At 59.8% G+C, this 19470-nt stretch carries 14 protein-coding genes; 3 read left to right on the top strand and 11 right to left on the bottom strand.

Going from position 1 to position 19470, the window contains the following annotated elements; genetic code table 11:
- Positions 1–7 precede the first annotated feature (7 nt).
- Complete coding sequence (gene nagE, locus AACY50_RS10705; protein ID WP_339494810.1) at positions 8–1723, top strand: N-acetylglucosamine-specific PTS transporter subunit IIBC; 1716 nt, start codon at positions 8–10, stop codon at positions 1721–1723.
- Positions 1724–1894: 171 nt separating this feature from the next.
- On the opposite strand, the gene AACY50_RS10700 is transcribed toward nagE, so the two are convergent.
- The 3 genes from AACY50_RS10700 to purL form a co-directional block, all read right to left on the bottom strand.
- Positions 1895–2254, bottom strand: a complete 360-nt coding sequence (locus AACY50_RS10700; protein WP_339538541.1) for a DUF6124 family protein — start codon at positions 2252–2254, stop codon at positions 1895–1897.
- Between the two features lie 924 nt (positions 2255–3178).
- Entirely contained in the window at positions 3179–3490 is a 312-nt protein-coding gene (locus tag AACY50_RS10695) for a YqfO family protein (protein ID WP_339466158.1), read from the bottom strand.
- 5 nt (positions 3491–3495) lie between these two features.
- Positions 3496–7392: a phosphoribosylformylglycinamidine synthase gene (gene purL, locus AACY50_RS10690; RefSeq protein ID WP_339466157.1), complete on the bottom strand. Its 3897-nt coding sequence runs from the start codon at positions 7390–7392 to the stop codon at positions 3496–3498.
- Between the two features lie 285 nt (positions 7393–7677).
- Between purL and mltF the strand changes: the two genes are divergently transcribed.
- Complete coding sequence (mltF, locus tag AACY50_RS10685) at positions 7678–9138, top strand: membrane-bound lytic murein transglycosylase MltF (protein WP_339432104.1); 1461 nt, start codon at positions 7678–7680, stop codon at positions 9136–9138.
- A gap of 66 nt (positions 9139–9204) precedes the next feature.
- Here the strand turns inward: mltF and pdxJ are convergent, their stop codons facing one another.
- From pdxJ to lptF, 8 genes are all read right to left on the bottom strand, one after another.
- Positions 9205–9948 (bottom strand): pyridoxine 5'-phosphate synthase, encoded by a 744-nt coding sequence (gene pdxJ, locus AACY50_RS10680; RefSeq protein WP_129389552.1) that lies wholly within the window; start codon positions 9946–9948, stop codon positions 9205–9207.
- Between the two features lie 46 nt (positions 9949–9994).
- Complete coding sequence (gene recO, locus AACY50_RS10675) at positions 9995–10684, bottom strand: DNA repair protein RecO (RefSeq protein ID WP_339432103.1); 690 nt, start codon at positions 10682–10684, stop codon at positions 9995–9997.
- Between the two features lie 170 nt (positions 10685–10854).
- Positions 10855–11757 (bottom strand): GTPase Era, encoded by a 903-nt coding sequence (gene era, locus AACY50_RS10670; protein ID WP_221729912.1) that lies wholly within the window; start codon positions 11755–11757, stop codon positions 10855–10857.
- Entirely contained in the window at positions 11750–12439 is a 690-nt protein-coding gene (gene rnc, locus AACY50_RS10665) for a ribonuclease III (RefSeq protein ID WP_221729913.1), read from the bottom strand. Before rnc ends, era begins: the two co-directional genes overlap by 8 nt.
- A gap of 169 nt (positions 12440–12608) precedes the next feature.
- Complete coding sequence (lepB, locus tag AACY50_RS10660; RefSeq protein ID WP_339432102.1) at positions 12609–13463, bottom strand: signal peptidase I; 855 nt, start codon at positions 13461–13463, stop codon at positions 12609–12611.
- 9 nt (positions 13464–13472) lie between these two features.
- Positions 13473–15269 (bottom strand): translation elongation factor 4, encoded by a 1797-nt coding sequence (gene lepA / locus AACY50_RS10655; protein ID WP_339432101.1) that lies wholly within the window; start codon positions 15267–15269, stop codon positions 13473–13475.
- A 172-nt stretch (positions 15270–15441) separates the two neighbouring features.
- On the bottom strand, positions 15442–16503 hold the full coding sequence (gene lptG / locus AACY50_RS10650; RefSeq protein ID WP_339432100.1) for an LPS export ABC transporter permease LptG: 1062 nt from the start codon (positions 16501–16503) through the stop codon (positions 15442–15444).
- Complete coding sequence (lptF, locus tag AACY50_RS10645) at positions 16496–17617, bottom strand: LPS export ABC transporter permease LptF (protein ID WP_221729917.1); 1122 nt, start codon at positions 17615–17617, stop codon at positions 16496–16498. The genes lptG and lptF overlap by 8 nt, the downstream gene beginning before the upstream one ends.
- Before the next feature lie 308 nt (positions 17618–17925).
- Here lptF and AACY50_RS10640 point away from each other — a divergent pair, with 308 nt between their 5' ends.
- Complete coding sequence (locus tag AACY50_RS10640; protein ID WP_339432099.1) at positions 17926–19416, top strand: leucyl aminopeptidase; 1491 nt, start codon at positions 17926–17928, stop codon at positions 19414–19416.
- Positions 19417–19470 lie beyond the last annotated feature (54 nt).

The raw sequence follows: 19470 nt of genomic DNA, 5'->3' as shown, positions 1-19470 counted from the left end.
AAACGCCATGTACCAACTCTTCATCGAAGGCCTGCAACGCCTCGGCCGCGCGCTGATGCTGCCGATTGCGATCCTGCCGATTGCCGGCCTGCTGCTGCGCCTGGGCGATACCGACCTGCTGAACATCGCGATCATCCACGACGCCGGTCAGGTGATCTTCGCCAACCTGGCGATGATCTTCGCCATCGGCATCGCCGTCGGCTTCGCCAAGGACAACAACGGCACCGCAGGCCTTGCCGGAGTGATCGGTTATCTGGTGATGATCTCCACCCTCAAGGTGCTCGACGCGAGCATCAACATGGGCATGCTCGCCGGGATCGTCAGCGGCCTGATGGCCGGCGCGCTGTACAACCGCTTCAAGGACATCAAGCTGCCGGAGTACCTGGCGTTCTTCGGTGGCCGGCGTTTCGTGCCGATTGTCACAGGGTTTGCGGCGGTCGGGCTGGGCGTGGTGTTCGGCTACATCTGGCCGCCGATTCAGCAAGGCATCAACAGCTTCGGCAGCCTGATGATGGAAAGTGGCAGCTTCGGTGCCTTCGTCTTCGGCGTGTTCAACCGTCTGCTGATCGTCACCGGCCTGCACCACATCCTCAACAACATGGCGTGGTTCGTCTTCGGCAACTTCACCGACCCGACCACAGGTGCGTTGGTGACCGGTGATCTGTCGCGCTACTTTGCCGGCGATCCGAAGGGCGGCCAGTTCATGACCGGCATGTTCCCGATGATGATCTTCGGCCTGCCGGCCGCGTGCCTGGCGATGTACCGCAACGCTCTGCCAGAGCGGCGCAAGGTCATGGGCGGGATTTTCCTGTCGATGGCTTTGACGTCGTTTTTGACTGGGGTAACCGAGCCGATTGAATTTGCCTTCATGTTTTTGGCGCCGTTGTTGTATCTGCTACATGCGCTGCTGACCGGGTTGTCGATGGCGATCACTAACGCGCTGAATATTCATCTGGGCTTCACGTTCTCTGGCGGTTTTATCGACATGGTGCTGGGCTGGGGCCGGTCGACCAATGGCTGGTTGGTGGTTCCGGTCGGGCTCGCTTATGCCGTCGTGTATTACGCGGTGTTTGATTTCTGCATTCGTCGTTTCAATTTGAAGACGCCGGGGCGTGAGGATGTGGCGGCGGCTGACAAGGCAGTTCTCACCGAGAACGAGCGCGCTGCGGCTTACATCAAGGCTCTCGGTGGTGCGGAGAATCTGGTGACGGTGGGTGCGTGCACTACCCGCTTGCGTCTGGAAATGGTTGATCGCAACAAGGCTTCTGACGCTGACTTGAAGGCACTGGGTGCGATGGCCGTGGTACGCCCGGGCAAGGGCGGCAGCTTGCAGGTAGTGGTCGGGCCATTGGCCGACAGCATCGCCGACGAAATCCGCCTCGCCATGCCGGCGCTGGGGCGTGCGTTGGTGTCTGCGCCTGCGGTGGTGGTCGAGGAATCGAAAGCTGCGTTGGTCGCTGCGCCGCAAGCTCAACAATGGCTGACGGCACTGGGCGGTAGCGAGAATGTGCTGCAACTGGACTGCATCGCGCTGACACGTATTCGTCTGCAACTGGCCGATGGTAAAGCGTTGTCCGAGGCGCAGTTGAAAGAGCTGGGTTGTCAGGGTGTCAGCCAGTTGGAAGGCGGGGTCTGGCATTTGTTGGTGGGGGATAAGGCAGCGAGTTTGAGTGGAGCGCTTGAGGCGTTGGTCAATCGCAGTGAGCTCGGTGCAAAGGTTTAAATCTGCTGCGCCTGAGCGGGCCTCTTCGCGAGCAAGCCCGCTCCCACAAGGTGATTGCATTCCAGATGGGGAGCTGGCTTGCCAGCGATGACGCCCGTCGAGCCTCTACTCAATCAAAACTGTGGGAGCGGGCTTGCTCGCGAAGAACGATGACACGGTAAACCTGATCAATCAGGTTTGCGGGTCTACCCGATCCAGTGCGCGATTTACCGCCAGTTCGGCAAGCATGACGATTTGCTGGATGCCTAATACGGTGCTGCGCTGAGAACCATTTAGCTCATTGGCGAAGTGGCTGGCGGCGGGACTTGCCGAGGCTAATGACTCGCAAGCGTGGGCGAGCAGGCTTTCGGTGTCGACTTGGGGGCAGACCATGAACATGGTGCTTGGTCGGCGGGGCTTTGCGGGTTCGGGGCACAGGTAGAAGTCGAGGGCGCGCTTGATGGCTTCGCGGTTTCGGGCCTGGTCTTCGGCGCGGAGAGCTTCTTCGAGTGGGGTTTTGGTTTCGGGTGGGTCGGGTACGGGCTTGGTCATTGCAATGATCTCTAATCAAATGATTGAAGCCATCACTGGTCGTTTCTCACGCGACGAGGAGGTGGCAGCTATGTGCGGAGTGAGAAACCGGTAAGAGATCAACCCGGCCGAACCGAAGTTCGTCCGCACACAGCCGCCATAGAGCATTGCCGGCAGCAAATGAGCTGGCGGCGATTATGGTGCTACTGACGTTTGATTAAAACCTCTTACCGGGTTCTCACACCCGATCACCGATTTGCGGTGACAGCCAAAGACTAGAGACCCGACGTCCGACGGACAACCTGAAAACCTTGTGGGAAGGTTCTGGTGATTTGATGCATTTTTAAACAACCTTGGGTGATGGGGTGGCCGGGCGGGCCTCATCGGGCTCCCACAGTTGGAGTGTGTGCATCCAGATAGAGACTGGTCGGCTATCAGGCCGCCATCGCTGGCAAGCCAGCTCCCACAGAAAAGCAAAGCAGCGCCACCTACTCGCTCCTGCTTCTCACCACTCAACAGGATGAGCGCAAGCTCGGCTGCAGCTCTTGATCTTGATCCACAGGCCCCGTCGGCAGGCTGAGCGCAGGGATTCATCCGGGGAGAACATCGAGAGGAGGTGCAGCGAAGCAAACCGGAGGCGATGCCCCGGATGGATCCCGGAGCGAAGGAACCCCGAGCCCCAGCGAGCGGGCCGAACGTTGGGGCAAGCGTTTTTGGTTACTTTTTAGGCGTCTGTAAAAAGTGACCCGCCGTAAGGGCGGAACCCTGAGCAGCCGTGACCACAGCAATGGATATGTACTCGGTCAGCCAGAACATCATTGCCTGAGCCGACGCCTTCGCGAGCAAGCCCGCTCCCACATAGGAACCCCATCGCGCAAAAAATCGGGGGCAACAAAAAACCCGCAGACAATCACTCATCTGCGGGTTTCTTGTAATAAGCGGCTATCAGAAATCTTCCAGCCGCCACACTTCATAAGCCGGTGTCTCGTACGGGTGGCTCAACTTCAAAGCCGCCACTACAGAGCGAATCAACTCATCCGCCACCACAAGCTCAACCTTCCATTCCTCAACACGCTCAACCTGCCCCGCTTCCCCAATAAACGGCTGACTGCCGTCCAAAGGTCGAAACTGGCCCAAACCGAGCACCTGCCAAGCACAGTGGTCATAGCCCCCGATCCGCCCACCACCGGCAGCGAATACGGCTTCCTTGACCACCTCGACATGACTGTCAGGAACAAAAAACGCCAGCTTGTACACGGACCTTAGTTAACCCACACACGAGCATTACGGAACATACGCATCCAAGGCGCGTCTTCGTTCCAGTCTTCCGAACGCCACGAGTTCTGCACAGCACGGAACACACGCTCCGGGTGCGGCATCATGATAGTCACGCGGCCATCACGGCTGGTGAGACCGGTAATCCCGCGCGGCGAACCGTTCGGGTTGGCCGGGTACGATTCGGTGACCTTGCCATGGTTGTCGACAAAACGCATCGCCACGCAACCCGACAGATCCGCTTCCAGCAGAGCTTCTTCGCTGGAAAACTCGGCATGACCTTCACCGTGAGCAATGGCGATCGGCATACGCGAACCGGCCATGCCCTGCAGGAAGATCGAGTTCGACTCCTGAACCTGAACCATCGCCACGCGCGCTTCGAACTGCTCGGAGCGGTTGCGCACGAAGTGCGGCCAGAACTCGCTGCCCGGGATCAGTTCGTGCAGGTTGGACATCATCTGGCAACCGTTGCACACGCCGAGGGTGAAACTGTCGTTACGCTCGAAGAACCCCTGGAACGCATCGCGAGCGCGGCTGTTGAACAGGGCCGACTTGGCCCAGCCTTCACCGGCACCCAGCACGTCGCCGTAGGAGAAACCACCGCACGCCACCAGACCTTTGAACTCGTTCAGGTCGACACGGCCGGCCAGAATGTCGCTCATGTGCACGTCAATCGCGTTGAAACCGGCGCGGTCGAACGCTGCCGCCATTTCCACCTGACCGTTGACGCCCTGCTCACGCAGTACGGCAACCTGTGGGCGAATGCCTTTTTTGATGTAGGGCGCGGCGATGTCCTGGTTGACGTCGTAGCTCAGCTTGACGCTCAGGCCCGGGTTGTCTTCTTCCAGCAGCACGTCGAACTCTTGTTCGGCGCAGTCGGCGTTATCACGCAGACGCTGGATCTGGTAGCTGGTCTCGGCCCACTGACGTTGCAGCAGACGACGCTGGCCTTCGAACACGGTGTCACCGTTGAAGGTGATGTTGATCTGGCCATTGTTGATCGGCTGACCGATCACCGAAACACAGTCGCCCAGACCGGCCGCGCTGAACTGCGCGAGGATGTCTGGCGTGGCGTCCTGACGAACCTGAATCACGGCACCCAGTTCTTCGTTGAACAGGATGGCGGCGATTTCAGCGGCGCTTTCGGCAACGCTGTCCAGGTTAAGACTCAGACCGCAGTGGCCAGCGAAGGCCATTTCCACCACGCAAGTCAGCAGACCACCGTCGGAACGGTCGTGGTAAGCCAGCAGGTGACCGTCAGCGTTAAGGCCCTGGATCACGGCGAAGAAGGCTTTCAGGTCTTCGGCGTCGTCGACGTCCGGCGCGTGCTTGCCGAGCTTGCCGTGTACTTGCGCAAGGATCGAAGCACCCATGCGATTCTGCCCGCGACCGAGGTCGATCAGGATCAGGTCGGTGGTGCCCTTGTCCATGCGCAGTTCCGGGGTCAGGGTCTGACGGATGTCAGCCACTGGCGCGAAACCGGTCACGATCAGCGACATCGGCGAGGTCACGGTTTTTTCTTCGCCGTTGTCGTTCCAACGGGTGGCCATGGACATCGAGTCCTTGCCCACCGGAATGGTAATGCCCAGCTCAGGGCACAGTTCCATACCGACCGCTTTCACGGTGTCGTACAGACGTGCGTCTTCACCCGGGTGACCGGCAGCGGACATCCAGTTCGCCGACAGTTTGATGTCGGAGAGCTTGTTGATGCGCGAAGCGGCAATGTTGGTCAGGGTTTCGCCGATGGCCATGCGGCCCGACGCCGGAGCGTCCAGCAGCGCCAGCGGAGTCCGCTCGCCCATCGCCATGGCTTCACCGGTGTAGACGTCGAAACTGGTGGCGGTAACGGCCACGTCGGCGACCGGAACCTGCCACGGGCCAACCATCTGGTCACGGGCCACGAGGCCGGTGATGGTGCGGTCACCGATGGTGATCAGGAAGCTCTTGCTCGCGACAGCCGGGTGATGCAGAACGCGTTCGATGGACTCGGTGATGTCGAGGTTCGACGGATCGAAGTCATCGCCCAGTTCGGCCTCGCGAACCACCGAACGGTGCATGCGCGGCGCCTTGCCCAGCAACACTTCCAGTGGCATGTCCACCGGGTTGTTGCCGAAGTGGCTATCGGTGACAGTAAGCTGCGGCTCGGCGGTGGCTTCACCGACTACGGCAAACGGGCAGCGCTCACGCTCGCAGATCGCCTGGAAGCGCTCGAAGTCTTGCGGGCCGACGGCCAGCACGTAGCGTTCCTGGGATTCGTTACTCCAGATTTCGTGCGGGGCCATGCCCGGCTCGTCGTTTGGAATGTTGCGCAGTTCGAAACGGCCACCGCGGTCGCCGTCGTTGACCAGCTCCGGGAAGGCGTTGGACAGACCGCCCGCCCCCACGTCGTGGATGAAGCTGATCGGGTTCTTGTCGCCCAGTTGCCAGCAACGGTCGATGACTTCCTGGCAGCGACGCTCCATCTCAGGGTTTTCACGCTGAACGGAAGCGAAGTCCAGATCCGCCGAGCTTGTGCCCGTGGCCATGGAGGAAGCCGCACCGCCACCCAGACCGATCAGCATCGCTGGGCCGCCGAGTACGATCAGTTTGGAACCGACGACGATCTCGCCTTTCTTGACGTGTTCTTCGCGGATGTTGCCCATGCCGCCAGCGAGCATGATCGGCTTGTGGTAACCGCGAACTTCGTCACCGTGCGGGGTGGTGATCGATTGTTCAAAGGTACGGAAATAACCGGTCAGGGCCGGACGACCGAATTCGTTGTTGAACGCGGCACCGCCGAGCGGGCCTTCGATCATGATGTCCAGCGCGGTGACGATGCGCTCAGGCTTGCCGTACGGCACTTCCCACGGCTGTTCGAAGCCCGGGATTTGCAGGTTCGATACGGTGAAACCGGTCAGGCCAGCCTTAGGCTTGGCGCCACGACCGGTTGCACCTTCGTCACGGATCTCGCCACCGGAACCGGTGGATGCGCCCGGGAACGGGGCAATCGCGGTCGGGTGGTTGTGGGTTTCAACCTTCATCAGGATGTGCACCGGCTCCTGAACCGCGCCGTACTGACGGGTTTCAGGGTTCGGGAAGAAGCGGCCGGCCACGTTGCCGACGATCACCGAGGCGTTGTCCTTATAAGCCGACAGAACGCCTTCGCTGTGCATCACATAGGTGTTCTTGATCATGCCGAACAGGCTTTTTTCCTGGCTCTGGCCGTCAATGTCCCAACTGGCGTTGAAGATCTTGTGGCGGCAGTGCTCGGAGTTGGCCTGGGCGAACATCATCAGTTCGATGTCGTGCGGGTTGCGCTGCAAACCGTTGAAGGCGTCGACCAGATAGTCGATCTCGTCTTCGGCCAGGGCCAGGCCCAGCTCGGTGTTGGCTTTTTCCAGCGCGGCGCGACCGCCACCGAGAATGTCGATGGCGGTCAGCGGTTTCGGTTCGGCGTGGCTGAACAGGCCGGCGGCCTGCTCCAGATTGGCCAGAACGATCTGGGTCATGCGGTCATGCAGGACATCGGCAATCTGCTGGGCTTGGGCGTCGCTGAACTGACCGGCCACGTAGAACGCGATGCCGCGCTCCAGGCGCTGGATCTTGCTCAGACCGCAGTTGCGAGCGATGTCGCTGGCCTTGCTCGACCATGGCGAGATGGTGCCAAAACGCGGCAACACCAGGAACAGACGGCCGGTCGGCTCTTGAACCGGAACGCTTGGACCGTACTTCAGAAGGCGCGCAAGCACCTGCTGTTCGTCGCCGGTCAGGACGCCGGTGACTTCGGCGAAGTGAGCGAATTCAGCATACAAGCCACTGACAGCCGGAACCTTCTGGCTCAGTTGCTCAAGGAGTTTGCTGTGGCGAAAGGCAGAAAGGGCAGGAGCGCCGCGCAGGATCAACATCTTCGGGACAGCCTCGGGAAGGGGTGTGCTTTGAGGCCGTGCATTCTAGCCTAAACCGCCCTCAACATCACCCGAAACGCTACGCACGGTTGCACCCGGACGTCGATCTGTGTTTCTGATTCGCAAGTCAAATTTACCCAGCCTGCGACAATGGCTTATTTTTGCTGTAACAAAATGCCCGGAAGGCCCGTTTATGAGGGGTTTCGTTCGGTTTTGTGATCGCTAGCAGACAAGCCCTGCACTGTCGAGATATGGCGTCCGCGGTCCTTTGCGTATACTGCGCAAATGTTTTTCCCAAAGGCTTTGCGTCCGCGGTACGCCAAATGGCTGATCGCAACCGGACTCTTCCTGTTGCTCGGTGGCTGTGTTGATAAACCCAACACACTCGAGCGCGTAAAGGAGGATGGTGTGCTGCGGGTGATTACCCGGAACAGCCCCGCCACCTACTTTCAGGATCGCAGCGGTGAAACCGGCTTCGAATACGAGCTGGTGAAGCGCTTTGCCGAAGATTTGGGTGTCGAGCTTAAAATCGAGACCGCCGACAACCTCGACGACCTCTTCGACCAGATCGGCAAACCAAACGGCCCGGTCCTGGCTGCCGCCGGGCTGGTCAGCAGTGAACAGCGCAAGAAACAGGTGAGGTTTTCCCACCCCTACCTCGAAGTCACCCCGCAGATCATCTATCGCAACGGCCAGTCACGGCCCACCGACGCCGGTGACCTGGTGGGCAAGAAGATCATGGTGCTCAAGGGCAGCACCCACGCCGAACAACTGGCCGAACTGAAACAGAAATACCCCGCCATCGAATACGAAGAGTCCGACGCGGTTGAAGTGGTCGACCTGCTGCGCATGGTTGATGAAGGCCAGATCGACCTGACCCTGGTCGACTCCAACGAAGTGGCAATGAACCAGGTGTACTTCACCAACATCCGCGTGGCCTTCGATCTCGGCGATGCGCGCAGCCAGAGTTGGGCCGTCGCACCGGGCGAAGACAACAGCCTGCTCAACGAGATCAACAGCTATCTGGACAAGGTGCAGAAGAACGGCACCCTGCAACGCCTCAAAGACCGCTACTACGGGCATGTCGACGTCCTCGGTTACATGGGTGCCACCACGTTCGCCCAGCACTTGCAGCAACGCTTGCCCAAATACGAACAGCACTTCAAGACCTACGCCAAAAAAGAGAAAGTCGACTGGCGCCTGCTCGCGGCCATCGGTTATCAGGAATCACTGTGGCAACCGACGGTCACCTCCAAAACCGGCGTGCGGGGGCTGATGATGCTGACCCAGAACACCGCTCAGGCCATGGGTGTGTCCAACCGACTCGATCCGAAGCAGAGCATCATGGGCGGCGCGAAGTACCTGGCTAACATGAAGGATCAGCTCGACGATTCGATTCAGGAGCCGGATCGCACCTGGTTTGCCCTGGCGGCGTACAACGTCGGCAGCGGCCACCTGGACGACGCCCGCAAACTGGCCTCCAAAGAAGGCCTGAACCCGAACAAGTGGCTGGATGTGAAGAAAATGCTGCCGCGCCTCGCGCAGAAGCAGTGGTACAGCAAGACCCGCTATGGCTACGCCCGGGGCGGCGAACCGGTGCATTTTGTCGCGAACATTCGTCGCTACTACGACATTCTCACTTGGGTGACCCAGCCGCAGCTTGAAGGTGATCAGGTGGCTGAAGGCAACCTTCATGTGCCGGGGATCGACAAGTCCAAACCGACTCAAGAGCCAGCCCCGCTCTAGCCCAGATACCTTCAATCAAATGTGGGAGCCAGCCTGCTGGCTCCCACATTGGTTTTGCGATGAGGCTTAAGCTTTTGCAGCCGCCAGAATCAGCGCTTTCATTTCAGAGACGGCAGACTTGAAGCCAACGAACAACGCATGCGCCACCAGCGCATGGCCGATGTTCAGTTCGTTGATGCCCTTGATCGCGGCCACGGCCTCAACGTTGTGGTAATGCAGACCATGACCGGCATTGACGATCAACCCCTGAGCCAGACCAAACGCCACACCGTCCGCCACTCGTTTCAGTTCTTCGGCGACTTCGGTCGGGGTTTCGGCATCGGCATAACGCCCGGTGTGCAGCTCAATGGCCGGCGCACCGACGCGCTTGGAGGCCGCAATCTGACGCTCGTCGGCATCGATGAACAGCGACACCTCGCTGCCGATCTTCGACAGACGCTCAACCGCCGCTTTGATGCGTTCTTCCTGCCCTGCCACATCCAGACCGCCTTCGGTGGTCAGCTCCTGACGGGTTTCCGGGACCAGGCAGATGTGCGCCGGACGGATACGTTCGGCAAACGCCATCATTTCTTCGGTGACGCCCATTTCGAAGTTCATGCGGGTTTGCAGCACGTCCTTGAGCAACAGTACGTCGCGCTCCTGAATGTGCCGACGGTCTTCGCGCAGATGCACCGTGATGCCATCGGCGCCCGCCTCTTCCGCGTCCAGCGCAGCCTTGACCGGATCCGGGTAGCGCGTGCCACGGGCCTGACGCAGGGTGGCGACGTGGTCGATGTTCACGCCAAGAAGAATGCGATTGCTGGTGGTCACGGATGCGCTCCTGAATGGAAAGATTCGGCGCACAGCATACACGGGGCTAGGGCTTGCGAAACAGCTCGCGACTGACCAGAGGGCGACCGCCGAGGTGAACGGCCAAGGCCTGACGCATCAAACGCTTGGCGGCGGAGAGTGCGCCGGGAGCCGACCAGTCGGCTTCGGCCATGGCGAGTAATTCAACGCCGTTGAACAGGCCGGGTTGCAGCAAGTAAACGCGCTCAAGGCCGGCGTCCACTTGCAGACGGTAGAGACCATCGGGCGCAACAGGCTCGCCGTGAATATCGGTATTCATGGAAAAGCCGTAACCGAGATCATCGAGCAGACGCCATTCGAAAGAGCGCAACAACGGTTCCAGCGGCCGGCCTTCGGCCAGAGCCAGCAGGGTTGCTGCGTAGTGATCGAACACCGCCGGGTGCGGATCTTCGGCAGGCAGCAGGCGGATCAAGAGCTCGTTGAGGTAAAGACCGCTGAACAGCGCCTCGCCATTGAGCCAGGCGCAGGTGCCGGCACTTTCCATGCGCCCGACATTCTTCAACTCGCCCTTGCCGCGAAACTCGACTTCCAGCGCCACGAACGGCCGCGCCAACGTCCCGGCCTTTCCCCGCGCACTGCGCAGCACCGCTCGCAGCCGACCTTGCGGCGTGAGGAAATCCACCAACGCGCTGGTTTCGCGGTAGGCGCGCGAATGCAGGACGTAGGCGGGTTGGGCAGGAGGTGGAGTTTGCGACATGGAATTCTCGATGAAGAAACGCGTTTTTTACTCACAACCCAAAACTACTGTGGGAGCGGGCTTGCTCGCGAAAGCGGTGAATCAGTCGAAGTGAATGTCGACTGACACTGCGCATTCGCGAGCAAGCCCGCTCCCACAGGGGGGTTCTCTGGAGTATCAGAAAACCGGTATTACAGGTCGCCGTAACCCAGCGAACGCAGCGCACGCTCGTCGTCGGACCAGCCGCCCTTCACCTTGACCCACAGGTTGAGCATGATCTTGGAGTCGAACAGCAACTCCATGTCCTTGCGCGCTTCGGTGCCGATGCGCTTGATGCGCTCGCCCTTGTCGCCAATGATGATCTTCTTCTGGCCGTCACGTTCGACGAGGATCAGCGCATGGATGTGCAGGGTCTTGCCCTGCTGCTTGAACTCTTCGATTTCGACGGTGATCTGGTATGGCAGCTCAGCGCCCATCTGGCGCATGATTTTCTCGCGCACCAGTTCAGCGGCGAGGAAACGGCTGCTGCGGTCGGTGATCTGGTCTTCGGGAAAGAAGTGATCGTTTTCCGGCAGGTGATCGGCAATCACCTTTTCCAGCGCGTCGAGGTTATGCCCGTGCTGCGCCGAAATCGGGATGATCTGCGCGTTCGGCAGCTGTTCCTGCAACCAGCTCAGGTGCGGCATCAACTCGGCTTTGTCTTCGATACGGTCGGTCTTGTTCAGTGCGACGATCAGCGGGCCGGTCACGTATTGCACACGCTCCAGCACCATCTGGTCTTCTTCGGTCCACTTGGTGCGATCGACCACGAAGATCACCACGTCGACGTCTTTCAACGCCGCCGAAGCGGTCTTGTTCATGTAACGGTTCAGCGCCTTTTCGCCACCCTTGTGCATGCCGGGGGTGTCGACGTAGATCGCCTGCACGCCACCCTCGGTCTTGATCCCGAGCATGTTGTGACGAGTGGTTTGTGGCTTGCGCGAGGTGATCGCCAGCTTCTGACCAAGAATGTGGTTCAGCAGCGTGGACTTGCCCACGTTGGGACGGCCGACGATGGCAACGTAGCCACAGCGAGTTGCGTTTGTATCAGTCATTGCCATTCTCCACGCCCAGGGCAATCAGTGCTGCGGCGGCCGCTACCTGTTCGGCAATACGACGGCTCACACCCTGACCTCGGCTTTTTTCATTCAGTAAGACAACTTCGCACTCGACGAAGAAGGTTCGGCAGTGCGGCTCGCCCTGGATATCCACCACCTCGTAACGAGGCAGGTCGCAACCGCGTGATTGCAGGAATTCCTGCAGGCGGGTCTTCGGATCCTTGTTGGTGTCGACCAGGGTCAGACCTTCGAACTCACCCGCCAGCCAGGCCAGTACGCGCTCGCGAGCCATGTCCATGCCGGCGTCGAGGTAAATCGCACCGATCAAGGCTTCGAGGGCATCGGCCAGAATCGATTCGCGACGGAAACCGCCACTTTTCAACTCGCCGGACCCCAGACGCAGATAATCCCCCAGGTCGAAACCGCGAGCCAGCACGGCCAGCGTCTCACCTTTCACCAAGCGTGCGCGCAAACGCGACAACTGGCCTTCACGGGCGAGCGGGAAACGATCGAACAGCGCCTCGCCCGCCACGAAGTTGAGGATGGCATCACCGAGGAATTCCAGGCGTTCGTTGTTACGCCCGGCGAAACTGCGGTGCGTGAGAGCCAGGAGCATCAGCTCCTGATCCTTGAAGGTGTAACCGAGCTGACGCTCGAGACGGCTTAATGAGGCGCTCACGGTTTACCCACGCTGAGATCAAAGCTGGATTCCACCGCCATCGCCGGGGTACGGCGCAGGTCTGGGACAATTAACGCTGTGTTCAAAAATTACATCCTGACTATTACGAAGCCGATTGTGTCGACTCCAGAAATGCATTCGGCGCTGTGGTCAACAGCGCCGTGTGTGATTACTTGATCAGGCCTACCCGCGAGAAATTCGGCAGGTGGCTGAGTTTCGGTTCCGGCCAGCTCATCCAGACTGCAAAGGCCTTGCCGACGATATTCTGGTCGGGAACCATGCCCAACATGTCCTTGGGAATGTTGGGATCATCCCAGTAGCGACTGTCGTTCGAGTTGTCGCGGTTGTCGCCCATCATGAAGTAGTGCCCGGCCGGCACGGTCCACGAATGATCCGGGGTCGCGCGGTAGCGGCTCATTTCCTTGCGGATCAAGTGCTCGGCGGCGCCGAGTTTTTCCTGGTAGAGCTCAGCGCTGCCCAGGGTGCCCGGCTCGGAGCCAACCAACTGCTCGGCAATCGATTCGCCGTTGACGAACAGACGCTTGTCAGCGGTGTAACGCACGGTGTCGCCCGGCAGGCCGACTACACGCTTGATGTAGTTGACGCTCGGGTCGCTTGGGTAGCGAAACACCATCACATCGCCCCGCTGCGGATCACCGACTTCGATGATTTTCTTGTCGATCACCGGCAGGCGGATCCCGTAAGAAAACTTGTTCACCAGAATGAAGTCACCGACATCCAGGGTCGGTTTCATCGAACCGGACGGGATCTGGAACGGCTCCACCAGGAACGAACGCAGCACCAGCACGATGAACAACACCGGGAAGAACGACTTGCCGTATTCCACCAGCAGCGGCTCTTTGTTCAGTTTTTCGACCACCACCACATCGGGCTCGCCGACACTGCCTTGATAAGAGGCAATGGCAGCGCGTCGACGCGGCGCGAGGATCAACAGATCAAGCAACGCCAACAGGCCGCAGACGAACACGGCGATGACCAGCAACAGCGGGAAATTTAGTGACATAGGACCTGACTATTCCAACCTGAGCACGGCAAGGAAGGCTTCTTGTGGAATTTCCACGTTGCCGACCTGCTTCATGCGTTTCTTACCGGCCTTTTGCTTCTCGAGCAGTTTCTTCTTACGGCTGACGTCACCACCGTAGCATTTGGCCAATACGTTCTTTCTGAGCGCCTTGACGGTTGTCCGTGCAACGATCTGACCGCCAATGGCGGCCTGGATGGCCACGTCGAACATCTGTCGCGGAATCAGTTCTTTCATCTTCTCGGTCAACTGGCGACCTTTGTAGTGCGAGTTGTCACGGTGCACGATCAACGCCAGAGCATCGACCTTGTCGCCGTTGATCAGCACGTCCAGTTTCACCAGATTAGCCGATTGGTAACGATCGAAATGGTAGTCCAGCGAAGCATAGCCGCGGCTGGTGGATTTGAGACGGTCGAAGAAGTCCAGGACCACTTCGTTCATCGGCAGGTCATAAGTGACTTGCACCTGATTACCGAGGAACAGCATGTCGACCTGTACACCGCGTTTCTCGATGCACAGGGTGATGACGTTGCCCAGGTGTTCTTGCGGAACCAGGATGTTGGCACGCACGATCGGCTCGCGCATGTCTTCGATGGCCGAGACATCCGGCAGCTTGGAGGGGTTGTCGACGTAAATCGTTTCACCGGTTTTGAGCACCAGTTCGAAGATTACCGTCGGCGCCGTGGTGATCAGGTCCAGGTTGTACTCGCGCTCCAGGCGCTCCTGGATGATCTCCATGTGCAGCATGCCGAGGAAGCCGCAACGGAAGCCGAAGCCCAGTGCGTCAGAGCTTTCCGGGGTGTATTGCAGCGACGAGTCGTTGAGGGTCAGCTTCTGCAGCGCTTCGCGGAAATCTTCGAAATCGTCGGAGCTGACCGGGAACAGACCGGCGTAAACCTGTGGCTGGATGCGTTTGAAGCCCGGCAGTACCGGAACATCCGGGGTGGAGCTGAGGGTCAGGGTGTCACCGACCGGGGCACCGTGGATGTCCTTGATGCTGGCGATGATGAAGCCCACTTCGCCGGCCTTCAGGTCAACCGTGGCGGTGTGTTTCGGATTGAACACGCCGACGCTGTCGACCAGGTGGATCTTGCCGGTGGATTTCACCAGAATCTTGTCGCCCTTCTTCACACGGCCGTGGCGCACGCGAACCAGGGAGACAACGCCCAGATAGTTGTCGAACCAGGAATCGATGATCAACGCCTGCAGCGGATCTTCGATGTTGCCGGTCGGCGCAGGAATGGTGTGCACCAGACGCTCGAGCACTTCGTCGACACCCAGACCGGTCTTGGCGCTGCAGGTGACGGCGTCGGCGGCGTCGATGCCGATGATCTTCTCGATCTCGTCCTTGACGCGTTCCGGTTCGGCCTGTGGCAGGTCGATCTTGTTCAGGACCGGCATGACCTCAAGGCCCTGCTCGATCGCGGTGTAGCAGTTGGCCACGGACTGGGCTTCAACACCTTGACCGGCATCGACCACCAGCAAGGCACCTTCACACGCCGCCAGGGAACGGCTGACTTCATAGGTGAAGTCGACGTGGCCAGGGGTGTCAATGAAGTTCAGCTGGTAGGTGACGCCATCTTTGGCTTTGTAATAGAGGGTAACGCTGTGGGCCTTGATGGTGATCCCGCGTTCACGCTCCAGATCCATGGAATCCAGTACCTGGGCTTCCATTTCACGCTCGGCCAGGCCGCCGCACATCTGGATAAAGCGATCGGCCAGCGTCGACTTGCCATGGTCAATGTGGGCGATGATGGAGAAATTGCGGATATGACTCAAATCACTCACGGATCAACACTCAAAAAGGCTGCAGGCTTGGCCCGCCGAAAAATAGCCGGGAATTGTACCTGATACACGGCGCAAGCGTCACGTTCACCTGTCACCCGGATTGCATACAAAAACGCCCCGATCGGTTGATCGAGGCGTTTTCAGGGTTAAACGGCGGATGAAAGCTTGTTCATCAACCCGCTCGTCGCAGCAGCCAGACACCGGCCAGCGCACAGACTCCGGCCGGCACCAGCACCGCAAACAGCGGTGAGAAACCGAACACCAGGCTCGATGGGCCGAGCAAATCCTGAACGATGCGGAAGGTGAAGCCGACCAGCACGCCAGTGAAGACACGCTGCCCCAGGGTCACCGAACGCAGCGGGCCGAAGATGAAGGAAATGGCCATCAATACCAGTGCGGCGGTGACCAATGGCTGCAACACCTTGACCCAAAATGCCAGCCAGTAACGGCCGTTGCTCAGGCCCTGCTCCGCCAGATAGTGGATGTAACCCCACAGGCCGGTGATTGACAGCGATTCCGGAGCCATGACCACTGTGCTCAGCAATTGCGGGCTCAGGGACACATCCCAACGCTCAGTGGGCGTGTTTACAACCTCGGTGCTGCGGTCATGGAAAACGGTGGTTGCTACGTCGGTGAGCTCCCAGTGATCTTTATCGAACTCGGCCTTTTTGGCGAAGCTCGAACTCAGAAGATGGCGCTCTTTGTCAAAGCGATAGCGCGTCACGCCATACAACAGGCCATTGGGTTGAACGGCGTTGATGTGAATGAACTCTTCACCCTGGCGGTGCCACATACCGTGCTTGGCGCTTTGCGCGTCGCCACTGCCCTGAGCCAGCGAGCGGTTGGCCTGGGCCATGCTTTCGGTGGCAGGGGCTATGTACTCACCGATCAGCACGCCGGCCAGCATCAGCACCAGCATTGGCTTCATCACCGCCCAGACGATCCGGCCGATGGACACGCCGGCGGCGCGCATCACGGTCAGCTCACTGCTGCTGGCCAGACTGCCGAGGCCGATCAGGCAACCAATCAACGCTGCCATCGGCAGCATTTCATAGAGCCGGCGTGGCGCGGTCAGCAAAACGAACCCCAGGACATCAACCAGGGTGTAGGTATCGCTGACGTCGCCCATCTCATCGATAAAGGCGAACAGGGTCGCCAGACCGAGAATGATTGCCAGCACGGCGATGATCGCCATGAAGACGCTGCTGCCGATATAGCGGTCGAGTTTAACCACGAGCCACCTCCAGTGCAGCGGCGCGACGGCTGGCCATCTTCAGGCGCAACGGCTCCCAGTACAGCAGGCCGATACCGATGAACAGGAAGATCGCATGCACCCACCACAAGCCGAGGGCGGGTGGAATCTTGCCTTTTTCAAGGGCGCCGCGGGCGGCAATCAGGATGGTCAGGTAAGCCATATAAAGAAGAATCGCCGGCAGCAACTTGAGGAAACGCCCTTGACGCGGGTTGACTCGCGACAGCGGCACCGCCATCAGGGTCACGATAAACACCAGCAACGGCAGGGACAGACGCCATTGCAGTTCGGTTTTGGAGCGGATGTCGTCATTGCCCAGCAAGGTCGATGTCGGCATCGCATCGCGGTCAGTGACTTCTTCGCTGACGTCCGGCTTGGGCAGCAAAACACCATAGGTTTCGTAATGGATGGCGCGGTAATCGGCCAGCCCTGGGCTGCCGTCATAACGATAGCCGTCTTCGAGAATCAGATAGCGATTGCCGTCAGGACGAACTTCCTGACGGCCCTTCTCGGCCACCAGTACGGAAATCCCGCGATCCTTCTGATCGGCGCCGAGGTTCTTCTGCGAGATAAACACGCTGCCCAGATTGACGCGGTCATCGCTCAGCGTTTCGGTGTAGGTCACGCGGGTGCCGTCACGCAGCGCCTGGAAGCGACCTGGCTCGAGCGTATCGAATTCGGTAAGCGCGTCCTGCTTGTTGAGCAGCAACTGGAACTGGTTGGCACCTTGCGGGGCCAGGCCCAGGCTCAGCCATGCCACGACCAGCGCAACCAGGGTGGCCGGAAACAGCGTGATGCGAAACAGCTTCTGCTGGCTCATGCCGGTGGCCGAGAGCACGGTCATTTCGCTTTCGAGGTACAGGCGACCGTAGGCCAGCAGGATCCCGAGGAACAGGCCCAGCGGCAGAATCAGTTGCATGAACCCCGGCAGACGATAGCCCATGATCAGGAACAGAGAACCCGGATCGAGCTGGCCGGCAGCGGCCTGAGCGAGGTATTTGATGAAGCGACCGCTCATGATGATGACCAGCAGCACAGCACTCACAGCGCTGAGGGTCAACAGGACTTCGCGGGACAGATAACGGAAGACGATCAAACCAGACACTCCAGGGTTGTCAGGCTAAGGCGGCCAAACAAGCAAACACATCAACCGGCCCGCAAGGCAGAGCCGTCGAAAAAAGATGCGGCATTATCCTGTGATTGAGGGCGCCTGTCACTGCGCACACTCATCCGCGCGTGCAATCGGTTGAAGATCGTACAACCGAGGGTTGTCAGGCGCGGTGAGCGAGGTTCAAACTGCGGCCCTTGTCGCAGGCCTTGGCCTGCGCCTCTTCTATCTATAAGCAGGCGACTGCGAACACCGTCGAACGCCTGTGTGTTGATCATTCATTCAGGGATCCGGACATGGAACTGGTTGTAAAAAGCGTTAGCCCAGAAACGTTGAAAACCGCCACCCTGGTGGTTGCCGTCGGTGAAGGCCGCAAGCTCGGCGTCGCCGCCAAGCAGCTCGATGAACTGAGCGGCGGCGCGATCAGCGCGGTACTCAAGCGTGGCGATCTGGCCGGCAAAGTCGGCCAAAGCCTGCTGCTGCACAGCCTGCCGAACCTCAAAGCCGAGCGCGTGCTGCTGGTCGGTGTGGGCAAGGATGAAGAACTGGGCGACCGCCCGCTGCGCAAAATCGTTGCCGGCATCCTCAACACGCTGAAGGGCCTGGGCGGCAGTGATGCCGTACTGGCGCTGGATGAAATCATTGTCAAAAACCGCGACAGCTACGGCAAAACCCGTCTGCTGGCAGAAACCCTGCTGGACGGCGAATACACCTTCGACCAGTTCAAGAGCCAAAAAGCCGAACCCCGTGCCCTGAAGAAAATCACCCTGCTGACCATCAAGGCTGCCCAGGCCGAAGTGCAGCGCGCCGTGACTCACGCGACTGCGATCGCGAACGGCATGGCCTTTACCCGTAATCTGGGCAACCTGCCGCCGAACATCTGCCACCCGACGTTCCTCGGCGAGCAAGCCAAGGATCTGGGCAAAGCGTTCAAGGATCTGAAAGTCGAAGTCCTCGACGAGAAGAAGATCAAGGCGCTGGGCATGGGTTCGTTCTACGCCGTCGGCCAGGGCAGCGCCCAACCGCCGCGCCTGATCGTCATGCAATACAACGGCGGCAAGAAATCCGAGAAGCCATACGCACTGGTCGGCAAAGGCATCACCTTCGACACCGGCGGTATCAGCCTGAAGCCGGGCGCCGGCATGGACGAAATGAAGTACGACATGGGCGGTGCTGCCAGCGTCTTCGGCACCCTGCGTGCCGTGCTCGAGTTGAAACTGCCGATCAACCTGGTGTGCATCCTCGCCTGCGCCGAAAACATGCCGAGCGGCAATGCCTCGCGTCCGGGCGACATCGTCACCACCATGAGCGGCCAGACCGTGGAAATCCTCAACACCGACGCCGAAGGCCGTCTGGTGCTGTGCGACGCCCTGACATACTCCGAGCGCTTCAAGCCGCAAGCGGTGATCGACATCGCCACCCTGACCGGCGCCTGCGTCGTGGCACTGGGTGCACACACTTCCGGCCTGCTGGGCAACAACGACGAACTGATCGAGCAACTGCTCAGCGCCGGCAAAACGGCCGACGACCGTGCCTGGCAACTGCCGCTGTTCGATGAGTATCAAGAGCAACTGGACAGCCCGTTCGCCGACATCGCCAACATTGGTGGCCCAAAGGCCGGCACCATCACGGCAGCTTGCTTCCTGTCGCGATTCACCAAGAACCTCAACTGGGCGCACCTGGACATCGCCGGCACCGCGTGGACCAGCGGCGGCAAGGACAAGGGCGCCACCGGCCGCCCGGTGCCACTGCTGACCCAGTACCTGCTCGATCGCGCCAAAGCCTGAAACCGCTGACGGGCGGCGGCGTCACTTTCAGGTGACGCCGTTTGCCGCTCTGGA

It is taken from the genome of Pseudomonas sp. RA_15y_Pfl2_54 (genome assembly GCF_963971015.1).
Lineage (GTDB): Bacteria > Pseudomonadota > Gammaproteobacteria > Pseudomonadales > Pseudomonadaceae > Aquipseudomonas > Aquipseudomonas baetica_A.
This window is presented reverse-complemented; position numbering and strand designations above follow the sequence as displayed.

What these genes read in the sequence shown, in the direction of transcription:
- nagE (WP_339494810.1), top strand. Translation starts at nt 8, where the DNA reads ATGTACCAACTCTTCATCGAAGGCCTGCAACGCCTCGGCCGCGCGCTG.
- AACY50_RS10700 (WP_339538541.1), bottom strand. Translation starts at nt 2,254, where the DNA reads ATGACCAAGCCCGTACCCGACCCACCCGAAACCAAAACCCCACTCGAA.
- purL (WP_339466157.1), bottom strand. Translation starts at nt 7,392, where the DNA reads ATGTTGATCCTGCGCGGCGCTCCTGCCCTTTCTGCCTTTCGCCACAGC.
- mltF (WP_339432104.1), top strand. Translation starts at nt 7,678, where the DNA reads ATGTTTTTCCCAAAGGCTTTGCGTCCGCGGTACGCCAAATGGCTGATC.
- recO (WP_339432103.1), bottom strand. Translation starts at nt 10,684, where the DNA reads ATGTCGCAAACTCCACCTCCTGCCCAACCCGCCTACGTCCTGCATTCG.
- era (WP_221729912.1), bottom strand. Translation starts at nt 11,757, where the DNA reads ATGACTGATACAAACGCAACTCGCTGTGGCTACGTTGCCATCGTCGGC.
- lepB (WP_339432102.1), bottom strand. Translation starts at nt 13,463, where the DNA reads ATGTCACTAAATTTCCCGCTGTTGCTGGTCATCGCCGTGTTCGTCTGC.
- AACY50_RS10640 (WP_339432099.1), top strand. Translation starts at nt 17,926, where the DNA reads ATGGAACTGGTTGTAAAAAGCGTTAGCCCAGAAACGTTGAAAACCGCC.